At 58.5% G+C, this 12,701-nt stretch carries 14 protein-coding genes; 11 read left to right on the top strand and 3 right to left on the bottom strand.

Features of this window, described 5'->3' with window-relative positions:
• Window position 1: 1 nt before the first annotated feature.
• The 6 genes from AC3WMV_RS15950 (at window position 2) to AC3WMV_RS15925 (ending at window position 4,296) form a co-directional block, all read left to right on the top strand.
• Window positions 2-1,582: an aldehyde dehydrogenase (NADP(+)) gene (locus AC3WMV_RS15950; protein WP_103369397.1), complete on the top strand. Its 1,581-nt coding sequence runs from the start codon at window positions 2-4 to the stop codon at window positions 1,580-1,582.
• A 169-nt stretch (window positions 1,583-1,751) separates the two neighbouring features.
• Window positions 1,752-2,054: a DUF5629 family protein gene (locus tag AC3WMV_RS15945; protein WP_103369399.1), complete on the top strand. Its 303-nt coding sequence runs from the start codon at window positions 1,752-1,754 to the stop codon at window positions 2,052-2,054.
• Window positions 2,051-3,226, top strand: a complete 1,176-nt coding sequence (locus AC3WMV_RS15940) for a lactonase family protein (RefSeq protein ID WP_103369400.1) — start codon at window positions 2,051-2,053, stop codon at window positions 3,224-3,226. Before AC3WMV_RS15945 ends, AC3WMV_RS15940 begins: the two co-directional genes overlap by 4 nt.
• Window positions 3,227-3,383: 157 nt before the next feature.
• On the top strand, window positions 3,384-3,563 hold the full coding sequence (locus tag AC3WMV_RS15935) for a hypothetical protein (RefSeq protein ID WP_097087152.1): 180 nt from the start codon (window positions 3,384-3,386) through the stop codon (window positions 3,561-3,563).
• 269 nt (window positions 3,564-3,832) lie between these two features.
• Complete coding sequence (locus AC3WMV_RS15930; RefSeq protein ID WP_027613086.1) at window positions 3,833-4,042, top strand: hypothetical protein; 210 nt, start codon at window positions 3,833-3,835, stop codon at window positions 4,040-4,042.
• Entirely contained in the window at window positions 4,039-4,296 is a 258-nt protein-coding gene (locus AC3WMV_RS15925; protein ID WP_047598405.1) for a hypothetical protein, read from the top strand. The genes AC3WMV_RS15930 and AC3WMV_RS15925 overlap by 4 nt, the downstream gene beginning before the upstream one ends.
• A gap of 171 nt (window positions 4,297-4,467) precedes the next feature.
• Here the strand turns inward: AC3WMV_RS15925 and AC3WMV_RS15920 are convergent, their stop codons facing one another.
• Genes AC3WMV_RS15920 through AC3WMV_RS15910 form a run of 3 tightly spaced genes read right to left on the bottom strand, consistent with a single transcriptional unit; the run spans window position 4,468 to window position 9,931 of the window.
• On the bottom strand, window positions 4,468-5,052 hold the full coding sequence (locus AC3WMV_RS15920; protein WP_103369402.1) for a glutathione S-transferase: 585 nt from the start codon (window positions 5,050-5,052) through the stop codon (window positions 4,468-4,470).
• A complete protein-coding gene (locus AC3WMV_RS15915) occupies window positions 5,049-8,690 on the bottom strand; it encodes an AAA family ATPase (RefSeq protein ID WP_103369403.1) in 3,642 nt (1,213 codons plus the stop codon). The genes AC3WMV_RS15920 and AC3WMV_RS15915 overlap by 4 nt, the downstream gene beginning before the upstream one ends.
• On the bottom strand, window positions 8,687-9,931 hold the full coding sequence (locus AC3WMV_RS15910; RefSeq protein ID WP_103369405.1) for an exonuclease SbcCD subunit D C-terminal domain-containing protein: 1,245 nt from the start codon (window positions 9,929-9,931) through the stop codon (window positions 8,687-8,689). Before AC3WMV_RS15910 ends, AC3WMV_RS15915 begins: the two co-directional genes overlap by 4 nt.
• Window positions 9,932-10,221: 290 nt before the next feature.
• Between AC3WMV_RS15910 and AC3WMV_RS15905 the strand changes: the two genes are divergently transcribed.
• From AC3WMV_RS15905 to AC3WMV_RS15885, 5 genes are all read left to right on the top strand, one after another.
• On the top strand, window positions 10,222-10,479 hold the full coding sequence (locus tag AC3WMV_RS15905; RefSeq protein ID WP_492561395.1) for a DUF8617 domain-containing protein: 258 nt from the start codon (window positions 10,222-10,224) through the stop codon (window positions 10,477-10,479).
• Window positions 10,480-10,689: 210 nt separating this feature from the next.
• Window positions 10,690-10,992, top strand: coding sequence for a hypothetical protein (locus AC3WMV_RS15900; RefSeq protein WP_103369407.1), 303 nt, complete (start codon window positions 10,690-10,692; stop codon window positions 10,990-10,992).
• Window positions 10,993-11,063: 71 nt separating this feature from the next.
• The gene (locus tag AC3WMV_RS15895; protein ID WP_103369409.1) at window positions 11,064-11,456 is read left to right on the top strand and encodes a contact-dependent growth inhibition system immunity protein; all 393 of its coding nucleotides are present in this window, start codon (window positions 11,064-11,066) and stop codon (window positions 11,454-11,456) included.
• 76 nt (window positions 11,457-11,532) lie between these two features.
• Window positions 11,533-12,063, top strand: a complete 531-nt coding sequence (locus AC3WMV_RS15890; RefSeq protein ID WP_256584964.1) for a hypothetical protein — start codon at window positions 11,533-11,535, stop codon at window positions 12,061-12,063.
• A 191-nt stretch (window positions 12,064-12,254) separates the two neighbouring features.
• Window positions 12,255-12,677, top strand: coding sequence for a hypothetical protein (locus tag AC3WMV_RS15885; RefSeq protein WP_103369412.1), 423 nt, complete (start codon window positions 12,255-12,257; stop codon window positions 12,675-12,677).
• Window positions 12,678-12,701: the final 24 nt, after the last annotated feature.

Here is a 12,701-nt window from a genome sequence, read left to right as displayed (position 1 = left end):
CATGACTCAGATTCTCGGCCACAACTACATCGGCGGACAGCGTAGCGCAGCAGGCAATGTGAAACTGCAAAGCGTCGACGCGACCACCGGCGAACAGCTGCCGTACGATTTCATTCAAGCGACTGAAGCCGAAGTCGATGCCGCCGCCAAAGCCGCCGCAGCAGCGTACCCGGCCTATCGCAGCCTCAGCGCCGAGCGCCGCGCACAGTTTCTCGACGCGATTGCCGATGAGCTGGATGCGTTGGGTGATGATTTCGTCGCGTTGGTCTGCCGCGAAACCGCGCTGCCTGCGGGGCGGATTCAGGGCGAGCGCGGGCGCACCAGCGGGCAGATGCGCCTGTTCGCCAAAGTCCTGCGGCGCGGTGATTTCTATGGCGCGCGGATCGACCTGCCGTTGCCGGATCGCCAGCCGTTGCCACGCCCTGATCTGCGCCAGTACCGCATCGGCCTCGGCCCGGTGGCAGTGTTCGGTGCGAGCAACTTTCCGCTGGCGTTTTCTACGGCCGGTGGCGATACCGCTGCGGCGCTGGCCGCCGGTTGCCCGGTGGTGTTCAAGGCACACTCGGGTCATATGGCTACCGCTGAACTTGTCGCCGATGCACTGATTCGCGCCGCCGAAAAAACCGCGATGCCGGCCGGTGTGTTCAACATGATCTATGGCGGTGGCGTCGGCGAGTGGCTGGTCAAGCATCCGGCGATTCAGGCGGTCGGTTTCACCGGTTCGCTGAAGGGCGGTCGGGCACTGTGCGACATGGCAGCGGCGCGGCCGCAACCGATCCCGGTGTTCGCCGAGATGTCGAGCATCAACCCGGTGATTGTTCTGCCCCAAGCCTTGGCTGAGCGCTCGGAAACCATTGCCCGCGCCCTGACCGCTTCGGTGGTGCAGGGCTGCGGCCAGTTTTGCACCAATCCGGGATTGGTCATCGGTATCCGCTCGCCGCAGTTCAGCGCCTTCGTCCAGCAAGTCGCCGGACTGATTGGCGACCAACCGGCGCAGACCATGCTCAACGCCGGCACCCTCGGCAGCTATGGCAAAGGTCTGCAAAAGTTGCTGGCGCATTCCGGCATCGAGCACTTGGCGGGCCAGCCGCAGCAGGGAAATCAGGCGCAGCCGCAATTGTTCAAGGCCGATGTCAGCCTGTTGATCAACGGCGATGAAGTGCTGCAGGAAGAAGTGTTCGGCCCGACTACGGTGATCGTCGAAGTAGCGGACAAGGCCGAGTTGAGCGCGGCGTTGCAGGGCCTCCACGGCCAACTGACCGCGACGATGATCGGCGAACAAGCCGACTTCGAGCGCTTTCCGGAGCTGACACCGCTGCTCGAACAGAAAGTCGGACGGATCCTGCTCAATGGTTATCCAACGGGTGTGGAAGTGTGTGATTCGATGGTGCATGGCGGGCCGTATCCGGCGACGTCGGATGTGCGCGGCACCTCGGTGGGGACGCTGGCGATCGATCGCTTCCTGCGTCCGGTGTGTTTCCAGAACTACCCCGACAGCTTGCTGCCGGAACCGCTGAAGAATGGCAATCCGTTGCGCATTCAGCGGCTGGTAGACGGCAAGCCCTCGCGCGACGCCTTCTAACCCACACCGCAAATCCCCTGTAGGAGTGAGCCTGCTCGCGATAGCGGTTTCACATTCGACATCTTGGTTGGATGACACACCGCCATCGCGAGCAGGCTCACTCCTACAAGGGCCGGGCACGACAATGAGCTATCATTGGCCCTTTCCCCCCTAAGAAAGACTGTTTGCCATGACTGCCCCAACCCTTCTCAACGCCCTCGAACACTGCGGCATGGTCGAAATCGATGGCTTGCACGCCTTCGAATTCGCCCTCGACGAAGACGACAACCTGCACATCGAATGTATCGATGGCCGCACGGCCAAGCATTGGGAGTTCACCCCGGCGCAGGTTACGGCGGCGACGTTTGACGAAGATCTGCAGAGCTGGCTGATCATTGGCTATGCCAGCGACACCAAGACCACCGGCGAGCACCGTCTGGTTTGCCTCGGTGATGTAGTCAGCAGCAGCGACGACGAGGAAGATGATCAATGAACATGCGTAAATTCTGGCCACTGCTGATGGCCGGCAGCGTCGGTGCGATGGGCCTGTCCAGTGCCAGCGCCGAGAACTATCAATTGCTGGTTGGCTCCTACACCGCCGGCACCAGCCAGGGCATCTATCGAATGAATTTCGATAGCGCCACCGGGCAGATCGACGCCAAGCCGCTGCAAGTGGTGAAGAGCGAAAACCCGTCGTGGCTGACCTTTTCCAAGGACCAGAAGCATCTGTTCGTGGTCAACGAAAACGGCCCCGGCCAGAAAGATCCGGTCGGCCGCGTCAGCAGCTATTCGATCGATTCCAAGACCCACGCCCTGACCTTGATCAATCAAGTGCAGAGCCTGGGCAACGAGCCGACCCATTCGAGCCTCAGCGGCGATGCCAGCCATCTGTTCGTCAGCAACTATTCGGTGGTCGAAGATCCGGGCGGCACCCTCGCGGTGTTGCCGGTCGGCGCCGATGGCAAACTCAAACCCGTGGTGCAGATGAGCGCGCACCCGGCGAGCCGGGTCAATCCGGAGCGTCAGGCATCCAACCACGTGCACTCGACCGTGTCCTCGCCGGATGGTCGCTATGTGTTCTCCAACGACCTCGGGGCGGACAAGGTTTTCATCTACCAGTTCGACCCGAAGGCCAACCCGGACCTGCCACTGACCCCGGCGAAAACCGCTTCGGTGAGCCTGCCTGCCGGCAGTGGCCCGCGTCATCTGCTGTTCAGTGCCGACGGCAAGCATGCCTGGCTGACCATGGAAATGAGCGCGCAGGTCGCGGTGTTCGACTACCACGACGGCGTGCTGACCCAGACGCAACTGGTCGATCTGGCCGCCGGTCAGCCGACCTCGGACAAAGCCGCCGCCGCTCTGCATGCGTCGGCCGATGGCAAGTTCCTCTACGTCAGCAACCGTGGCACCGCCAATCAACTGCTGGTGTTCAGCATCGATCCGGTGACCGGTCAGCTCAAAGAGCTGCAAAAGCGTTCGGTAGAAGGCGATCACCCGCGTGAGTTCAGCCTTGATCCGAGTGGCAAGTTTCTGCTGATCGCCAACCAGAAGAGCAACGAAATTGTCGTCGTCGAGCGCGATGCCAAGACCGGTCTGCTCGGCAAAACCGTGCAAAAACTGCCGATGGACGCCCCCAGCGACCTCAAGTTTCTAGTGCGACAATAAGCCACAGGCCCCGGTTTGCGGGGCCTGTCTCGTTGTATTAATCGCGCTGATATCCGGTAATGCTACAAAGCATTTCAAGCGATCAACCCTCGAGCGTTAAGTTTGCTTCACGGCCCAACCGGGCAAAGCAAGCCAACCGAACACGAGGGTTACCGCCATGAACTTCAATCTCTTCTCGATCATCGCCGCTTCCGCCATCTCCGCCACCGTTGCATTGCCAGCCAGTGCCAACGCTGAAATCAGCAGCAAAAAATCCCACACCCAGAGCTACACCCAGAAATATCTGCAACAGAGCGCCAACTTCTACGCCGCACTGGATCACAAAGCCCAACACTGAAATGCCCGCTTCGAACAACTCCCTGTAAGAGCTGCCGAAGGCTGCGATCTTTTGATCTTGTTTTTAAAAAGCAAAATCAACAGATCGCAGCCTTCGGCAGCTCCTACACGTGTGCGTGTGTTTTCGCAGCCTGATAGGTTTCTTGAACCGCGCAAATAGACCGGCTAAATAATCAACCAAGCTGATGTTTACTATGGCAAACCCTGAGTGGTTACCGCGGCTTTTTTGATCGATCCTGACGGCACTGAAACATGCCCACGGAGCACATCATGGCCAGTTCAATCATCACCTCAGCCAAGCGCGGCGCCTACCTGGCCATCGGTCTTTACCTGGCCCTGGTGCTGTTTGTCAGCATCGCCGCGCAAACCCAACACAGCTTCGACGCACCGATCCAGGTCGCACACCCCGGCATCCAGTTCGAACACCGCGCAGACGTGCTGGTTGATCGCGCTGAACTCGCAGGAGTGGGCGGCGCATGAAAGGCTACAGACTCTGGGTCATCGCCGGGCTGGCACTGATGACCAATGGCGCCGCGTTACTTGGCTTCGGCCAAGGCTCGGTCGGCGCGCTGGCGCGGGCCATAGAGGCCAATCACAGCATCGCGCACAACATCGAACGGGCCAACTCGCAGGGGTTGCTGGCCGGCAATCCGCCAATCAAGGCTGAGGTCGATTTTCTTGGGCCGTTTGAAGTGGATTGCATGGCACTGGGCATGTGCAACGCCTTGGCTTAGACAACCCGATCATTGTGGTGAGGGGATTCATCCCCGATGGGCCGCGAAGCGGCCCCAGACCCGGCGAACCGGATTATTCTGATACACCGAGGTGTCTGATTTCAGGGCAGCTTCGCCGCCCATCGGGGATGAATCCCCTCGCCACGAGGAGTTCGGTACCAGGAGTTCGGGTTACTTCTTCATGATCGCCGTGAACAGCTCGGACTCAAGAAAACCTTGCAACCACGCCTGCAACCGCACATAAGGCGTCTGCGCAAACCACTCGCGATCAACATGCGCAAATTGCCGAACGAACGGCAGCAACGCGATATCCGCGAGACACGGATGATCACTCAGCAAATAATCCCGACCTTCAAGCAACCCATCCAGCCGCTGCAAAAACAACGCCCCCTCAGCCCGATAAACTTCCATCGGTTGCTCCGGATAGCGTTCGGCGTACTTGTAGCGGTTCAAATGCACCTTGAACCCCTGATCGTTAGCCTCGATCACCCCGGCAATCCGTGAATCACCACCGAGCAGCCAATCGTCCGGATCATGCTGCGCCAACGCCCAGCGCATGATCTCCAGACTTTCATCAATCACCTGCCCATCGGCATCCAGCACCGGCACCGTGCCTTTGGGCGAGATCGCCAGCATCGCGGCCGGTTTGGCCTTGAGGCTGACTTCGACAATCTCCACCGGCACCCCCGAATAGCGCAGGGCCATCCGCGCCCGCATCGCATACGGGCAGCGGCGGAACGAATACAGCGTGTTCATTTCACCTCCAGCGTACTCAAGCCGTTGCCCTGGCGTTGCACCTGAATCTGCACCGGAATCCGTTCGTGCATTTCCTGCACGTGGGAAATCACTGCGACCTTGCGTCCCTGCGCCTGCAAACCGTCGAGGGCGTCCATCGCCAGTTGCAGCGATTCCGGATCGAGGCTGCCGAAGCCTTCGTCGATGAACAGCGATTCGATTTTCAGCGTGCTCGAGGCCATCGATGCCAGCCCCAATGCAAGGGCCAGCGACACCAGGAAGGTTTCGCCGCCGGAAAGCGAATGCACCGAGCGCAATTCGTCGCCCATCTCGGTATCCATCACCAGCAGGCCGAGCATGCTGCCACCGCGTTTCAAGCGATAGCGCTTGACCAGTTGGCGCAGCTGCACGTTGGCGTGATGTACCAGCAGGTCGAGGTTGTAGGCCTGGGCGATCTTGCGGAAGGTGTCGCCGGTGGCCGAGCCGATCAACGCATTCAGACGCGCCCAGCGCTGGTACTCGGCATAGGCGTCGGCGATCTGCTGCGCGAGTGCCTGATTGGCGTTTTGCCGGCGCTGATCTTCGGCCTGTTCGGCGCGCAGTTCGGCGCACTGTTGCTCGCTGAGGTTGAACTGGTTTTGCAGATCGGCGAGGGCGCTGGCGAGTTGTTCGGCATCGACATTGCCGTTGTGCTGCGCCTGATGATCGGCCAGACGCTGATCACGTTCCTGCAGCAGCACCTTGGCCTGTTCGATGGCTTTTTCGTTGTGCAGCAATCGCTGGCGCAGTTCACTGAGCTGCGTGTCATCGACGCGCAACAGGTCTTCGAGGCCGCCGTCATCCAGTTCAGGATGGCGTGCGCGCCAGTCGGCAATCTTCTGCGTCAGTTCTTCGTCTTCGCTTTGCAGTGCCTGCAAGCGTTCTTGCTGAGCCTTGAGTTCGGCGCCAATCTGCACCCGTTGCGTGCGCACGTTCTGCAGTTCCGCAGCCGTGCCGGTTTCGGCGTTGCGCGCCTGCTCCACAGCCTGTTCCAGTTGCTGCTGCCAGTGTTCGGCGCTGCTGTGTTCGCCCAGCAGTTGCGCGAGTTTCGCCTGGCAGGCCTGTTGCTGCTCGGCCAGTGCGCTGAATTGCTGCTCGGCGCTTTGCAACTGCTGTACGCGGCTGAGCTGGCGATCCTGTTCTTTCTCCAGCGTCTGCTGGCGTTGCTGCTGTTCGGCCAATTCTTCCTTTTGCTGCTCGACCTGCGCCAGACGCTCGGCAATCTGCCGATCCAGTTGCATGAAGGTCGCCGCCGGTTCAACGCGCAAGGCTTCAAGCGTATCGGCCGGCAGCAAACTGGCGAACGCGGTCAGTTCCTCGTCGAGACGCTGACGGTCGCTGCTCAGTTCGCGTTGTTGGTTGCTCAGGTGCTGCGCCGCTTGCTGATGCGCGGTTTCGGCATTGCGCAGTTGCTGGGTCAGACGCGCCGCGTCCTGTTGCAGGGTGAGCAGGGCGCTCTGGCGTTGTTCGTCCTGAGCGATGCTCTGGTTCAACTGATCGTTCTGCCGGGTCAGCCAGGCGTCGCGTTTGTCGGCGTCCTGGTTCAGTAACTGAGCGGACAGCGGATGGGCGTCGAGGCTCGGCGCTAGTGCCTGTTGCTGCGCGACCAGTTGTTCCTGTTGTTGCAGCAGCTCCTTTTGTTGAGCGATCACGCCACCGACTTCGGCGCGCAGTTCGATGAGCTTTTCCTTGAGCTGATCGACCACTTGCTGGGCGTTGGCCTGTTCGCTTTCATCATGACGGCCGAGGCTTTGCAGCAGCGCTTCCGGCTGATGATACGGATGCTCGTTGCTGCCGCAGACCGGGCAGGGCTGGTCGTCCTGCAACTGCGCGCGCAACTCTTCGACACTGGCGCTGCGGGCCAGACGCTGGCGCTCGAGCAGTTCACGGGTGACGTTGAGGGTTTGTTCGGCGACGGTCAGCTCGGCCTTGGTTTTCACCCCGTCCTGGGTCAGACGTTCACGTTCCTGTTGCGCATCGAGCAAGCGCTGCTGCAGCTCGGCACCGCGTTTTTCCAGTTCCTGCTGACTGGCCCAGAGCCGCGTCAGATCTTCGATGGCGCGCAGTTGTTTACGGTTGTCCTGCAACAGATTGCCGAGGATACCGATCTGCTCGGCGACGGCATCCGGCTCGGCGCCGGCCTCTTTGAACAGCACTTCCAGTTGCTGTTTCTGCGTGGCCAACGCGTCGGCGCTGTGCGCGGCGTTCTGTTCGAGGGTCGCCAGTTCGGCCTGGCCCTTGTTCAGGCGATTGCCGATCAGCATCAGCTGTTGCAGGCGATCGCGATAGGCATTCCACGCATCGCTGAGCGGTGCCAGATCGGCACTTTGTTCCAGCTCGGCGGCGATTTTCTGCAAGCGCTCAGCGACTTCGGCCTGTTTCGTTTGCAAGGCCTGAATCGCGCTCTGGCCTTCGGTGCAGGCTTGCTCGGCGGACTGCCGGGCCTCGGCGCTGAGTGCGGTGTCCTTGGCGAGGCGGGCAAGGGAGCTTTGCTCGTCGAAGGCCTGACGCAGCAGCGGGGCACTTTCGCTGTGCCGCTGCTGCGCTTCGCTCAGGGCGATTTTCACCGCATCCAGTGCCTGTTCCAGTTGCGTCTGGCGCTCGTTGAGCTCGCCGTGTTGCTGGGTATGCGCGGCAATCTGTGCCGCCAGCGGCGTCAGTTGCGCATCCAGTTCAGTCTTGCGCGCGAACTGGTGGCGTTGCGGCGCGAGTTGCTCCAGGCGCGTCAGTTTCAGGCGTTCACCCGCCAGACCTTCCCACTGTTGCTGCGCACTGTGCAGTTGCTCGGCGGCGGCTTGCTGCGCGTCCTGCAACTGGCGCAAATCCTTGAGCCAGCTGTGCTGTTGTTCCAGTTGCTTGAGCTGCGCTTGTTGCAACTTCAATTGCTGCTGGGCAGCGTTGAAGCGTTCGTCCAGCTCGGCCCGCGCTTCTGGCGTCAGCGGGGTGACGCCGGTGGCCTGATCCTGCAGCAGCTTGTGCGCTTCGCGGGCCTCTTTGGTCTTGTCGAAGGCGCGGCGGCCGAGGCGGGTGTAGAGCGCGGTGTCGGTGAGTTTTTCCAGCAGTTCGCTGCGGTCGTTGTCGTCGGCCTTGAGAAATGCGCTGAACTCACTCTGGGCCAGCAGCACGGCACGGGTGAACTGTTCGAAGTTCAGGCCCAGCGCGGCTTCGAGTTGGGTTTTGTATTCGCCTTTCTGGCTGGCGAGCAGTTGATCCTGATCGATGTCGCGCAGGCTCTGCCGGCTGGCCTGCAACTTGCCGCCGGCCTTCTCCCGGGCACGGTTGGCTTCCCAGCGCGCACGGTAACGGCGACCATCGACGCCGACGAAATCCACCTCTGCATAACCTTCACCGGTACCACGGCGCAGCAAGGTGCGCGGGTCGCCGGTGGCGATTTCGCCGTCCGCATCCGGAACCTTGGCGTCACGGCCAGTGTTGTTCAGCCGCGGCACGGCGCCAAACAGCGCCAGGCACAGGGCATCGAGCAAGGTACTTTTACCGGCGCCGGTCGGCCCGGTGATCGCGAACAGGCCAGCACTGGCCAGTGGTTCGGCGGTGAAGTCGATTTCGAACGGCCCGGCCAGCGAGGCGAGGTTCTTCAAGCGAATGGCGAGAATCTTCATGGCTGCTCGACCTCCATCTGTACGTCCTGCAGCAGTTCGGCGAAGTCCTTGAGCGTCTGCTCATCGACCTCGTTGCCGTAATTGTCGAGCCAGGCGCGGCTGAACAGCTCCTGCGGAGTGAGTTGATCCAGTTCGACCAGCGCGCTGCCGTCGTCGCTGCCATCGGCGCCACGGTTGCCGGCGTACTCGGCGGCGATCCGTACCAGTCGCACGGCTTTGCCTTGCAGGGCGTTTTCCACCTGATGGCGCAGATCCGGCTGCGGCTCATCGAGGGTCACCCGCACTTCCAGCCATGGCTGGCGCTGGGTTTCGGCGAGCAGATCAATGTTCGGCAGGTCGGCCAGTTGCAGCAGGATCTCCGCCAGCGGCGCCGGGCCGATGCGTTGCAGGTTGACCGAGCGCGGGATCAGTTTCGGTTCGACGCTGACCAGGGTTTCGCCATCGAGGGTGACGTCGAGAATCTGGTGCTGATAACCGATCTCCGAAAACGACAACGGAATCGGCGAGCCGCTGTAGCGAATGCGTTCTTCACCGTTGACCTTCTGCGGCTTGTGCAAATGGCCGAGGGCGACGTAACTGATGCTCGGCCCGAACAGGCTGGCGGGCAGCGCTTCGGCGTTACCGATGATCAGGCTGCGCTCGGAGTCTTCCGAGACCGAGCCGCCCGCCATGTGCGCGTGGCTGATGGCGACCAGCGCCTGACCCGGCTGGCGCTTGGCATTCGCCGCTTCGATCAGCCATTCATGCACCTGACCGATACCGCGCAGATAGTTGTCGCCCAGATGCGCACCGGTCACCTCGGCTGGACGCAGGAATGGCAGCGCCAGGCACCAAGCGGCGATTTCGCCTTGGGCATTCGGCAGTGGCAGCAGCAGCCGTTCGGCGTCGAGCTGGCCGTCATCCAGCCACAACACCCGCCCCAGTGCATGGGTGCGCAAGCGGCGCATCAACGGCGCGGGCAGCTCGATGCGCGAGCCGGAATCGTGGTTGCCGGCAATCATCACGATGGTCAGCAACGGCTGTTGCTCGTGAGCGCTGACGATGAAGTCGTAGAGGCGTTCCTGGGCTTTGACCGGCGGATTGACCGTGTCAAAGATGTCCCCGGCAATCAGCAGCACATCCGGCTGCGCCAGTTGCAGTTGGCGCAGCAGCCATTCGAGAAAGCACGCATGCTCGAAATCGCGCTCCTGGCCGTGCAGGTTTTGCCCAAGGTGCCAGTCGGAGGTGTGGAACAGACGCAAGGTGGACTCCGCTACAGAATTAGGTGATGGCCGCGGGGGAAATGATGGGCGGCTAAAGAGGGGGGAGTTTACAGATTATTGGGGAGTGAGGGCTCGTCTGGGTAGGTCGAGGCTGGGCATTTCGGTGATGCCAGACAGCGGTTATCTGGTGTTTTGCCATTATATTGATATCATTTTGCGGCGAGTGCGGTACGCTTTTCGAGTTTTAGAAAACCCAACAGTTTCCGATGAGGCTGTGCTTCTAGATTGGCCATAAGACAAAGCTTGAACAGAAAAAGGACGCTTCAGTCATGCCAAAATTTGCTTGTGTCTGCGGTCATGTAATTAACCTGTCTTCGGGTACGTCCGATGCTGAGTTGTCTTTAGTCGCTGAGCAGAAGATAGATGAAATTGGCTGTGCGCTATCAAATCGTTGGCTGTCTGAAGACGAGTTCTACGAAACGATAGACCAAGGGGCTGTGACGGTTTATCGATGCCAGCAGTGCGGGCGGCTGCATGTGGATCAAGGGGGTGGACAGTTTTCTTCCTATATAAAGGAAGTAAGTTAGTCGTTTGAGTCTGGATGCTCGCAGTGAGCATTGGTGGTTTTTTTAGGGGCGCTACGTTGTTTTTAGCTCGCTATCAAATTCGCGTGGCTTCAGGCGGGGGGCGCGGAACAGGGAATGTTGAGATGAGCGCAATGTGGCTAATTTGTTTTGAGAGGGATGTGGATGGCGCCGAGGAAACTCCGCCTTTTGCCCAGTCCAGGGGGGTAAAAAGTGATCACTGAAGATATAAAGATCGTCGAGGAAATTTTCCAGGAAGTCGAAGTTGGTATCGTCTATGGCTATGACGCTTTCCGATACGGTGTTGAACTGGGAGAGGGCTACATAGAAACGGAATTGGCCGTCGAAAAAGATGGAGTTGAGGACTGGAATGCCGAAACCGACATAAACGGCGCGAAAATTCTTCGTCTGGTGGACCAGTTACAGGCAGCCGCCGCCAGCCGCGGTGAACCATGGAAGTCATTTGTCCTGTCCTATCGCAAAGGCGAACAAGTGATAACGAAATTCAACCATTGATTTGATAATAAACGTGATCTGTCCGGGTTTTATTGCTGTCGAGTTGAGTCAGCATTACAGGGGGATGGAATATGAAGTTTCGTGATTTGGAGGAATTGCCTTTTTTAGACATTGCTGCGCAGGACGGTTGTTCGTTGGATGAATGGTATGTTTCGGTACGTGATGTCCCTATAAATGAATTGGCTGTAGGTGATATTTGTCGCGCGTTGAGACAAGAGTTGTTTACTCGATATGTGCTTCCCGTTGCGGTGGCTTTATTGAGTGATGATGTTCTCGCTGGTGACAGATATGACGGCGAGTTGGTTGTTGCACTTGCAGGTCTGAACGAAGTCCATTGGCGAGAGAGCACAGGTGCAGCTATTCAGGTAAACGCTGCTTTGGCTGAATTAAAGGGCTTTTGTAACGATTCCGAGTTGTTAAAGGATGCTTCTAGTCTGATGAAGACGCTTGACAGGGTTGAGTGAGTTTTCTGTTGGATAGTTGTTGGGTTTTTTCTTGTTTAAAAGGGGGTTGACTATGCGCTGTTTCGGGATCTCGTTGTTGCTGGGCGTCACTCTGCTGGTATCAGGCTGCAACACCACGCCAGTAGACAAAGCAACGGTTTATTATGACCGTGCGCAATTTTCTTCGCAGATCGTAAAAGACGATCCTTCTATGAGCGATCCGATTCTCCAGCACGGTCGCTGCTCATTGATTATCTCCACGCCGGGGTCAAATACGGGCACCTACCAATTTTGTACTTTTGCCCTGACTGCCAAGGGGCTTTATGTCCAGGGGTGGGATGCGAAAGCGTTGAAGTATGTTGAGGTCGTGCACGTCGATTTGTCGAACATCAAAGAAATGTCGCTTCATACATTCTTCCGTACCAAGCAGCTTCAGTTAACGGAGGAACGGCGACAACTGGCGCTGAATGTATCGATTGACGAGGGTGGCTACGTTGATGCCAAAGCTACTGAACGGTTGTTCGATACGATCAAGAAAAAGGGTGTTCTCGTGGTGGAAAGCAAGGGAATGATCAATCCACCTGCACCGCCCACACCGATGATTATTCCTGTAATTATTCCGAGATAAAGCTACTGAAAAGGGGGGCAGGTTTATTTTATTCGATAAAGCTGCCCCCTTTTTTGTGAGATGAAATTCAGATGAATATTGGAGTTTTGTACTCTACCATTTTAAGCAGTTCATTCGGTCTCTCAATGGGCGCGATCTGCCAGCATTTGAGCGTAGAACTTATGAGCTTCTAGATAAGCAATGAGGAGAGGATGTTGGCTGCACGATTGGCTGATAAACTTTTTGAAGAGTTTTTGCTGTTATTGAACTCTTCGGGTCTGCTCTCGGCCGAATCCTTGGAGATGGCATTGTCTGATCTGGGCGGCACGCAGAGCGTTGTGGGAAACGCATACTATATTTCAGCGTATGAGCTTTTAGGTAGTGCATTGGTGTCTGCCAATTCATTCCAAAGTGTTTTGATTTTCTTTAAGGATTTTCAACTCTGCCTGGGTGCAGGGGTGGAGCAGCGTTACTACTTTGTAGAGTCCGTAGTCGACTGTTCTTCAGCCCGAGGAGACAATGTTGCAGCGCTCATCGAGGCAGCACCTTCAAACTATAGGGTTTACCTTCGTGCAAAATTCCAGCAACAAAATAATAAAGGTGGGCTCTTAAAAGAGTCAGGAAAAACTGCATAGCCCTTGCAAGGGACTTTTCAAATG

Source organism: Pseudomonas sp. FW305-3-2-15-E-TSA4 (assembly GCF_058787295.1).
The sequence above is the reverse complement of the archived record's forward strand: the minus strand, read 5'-3'. Positions and strand labels throughout refer to the sequence as shown.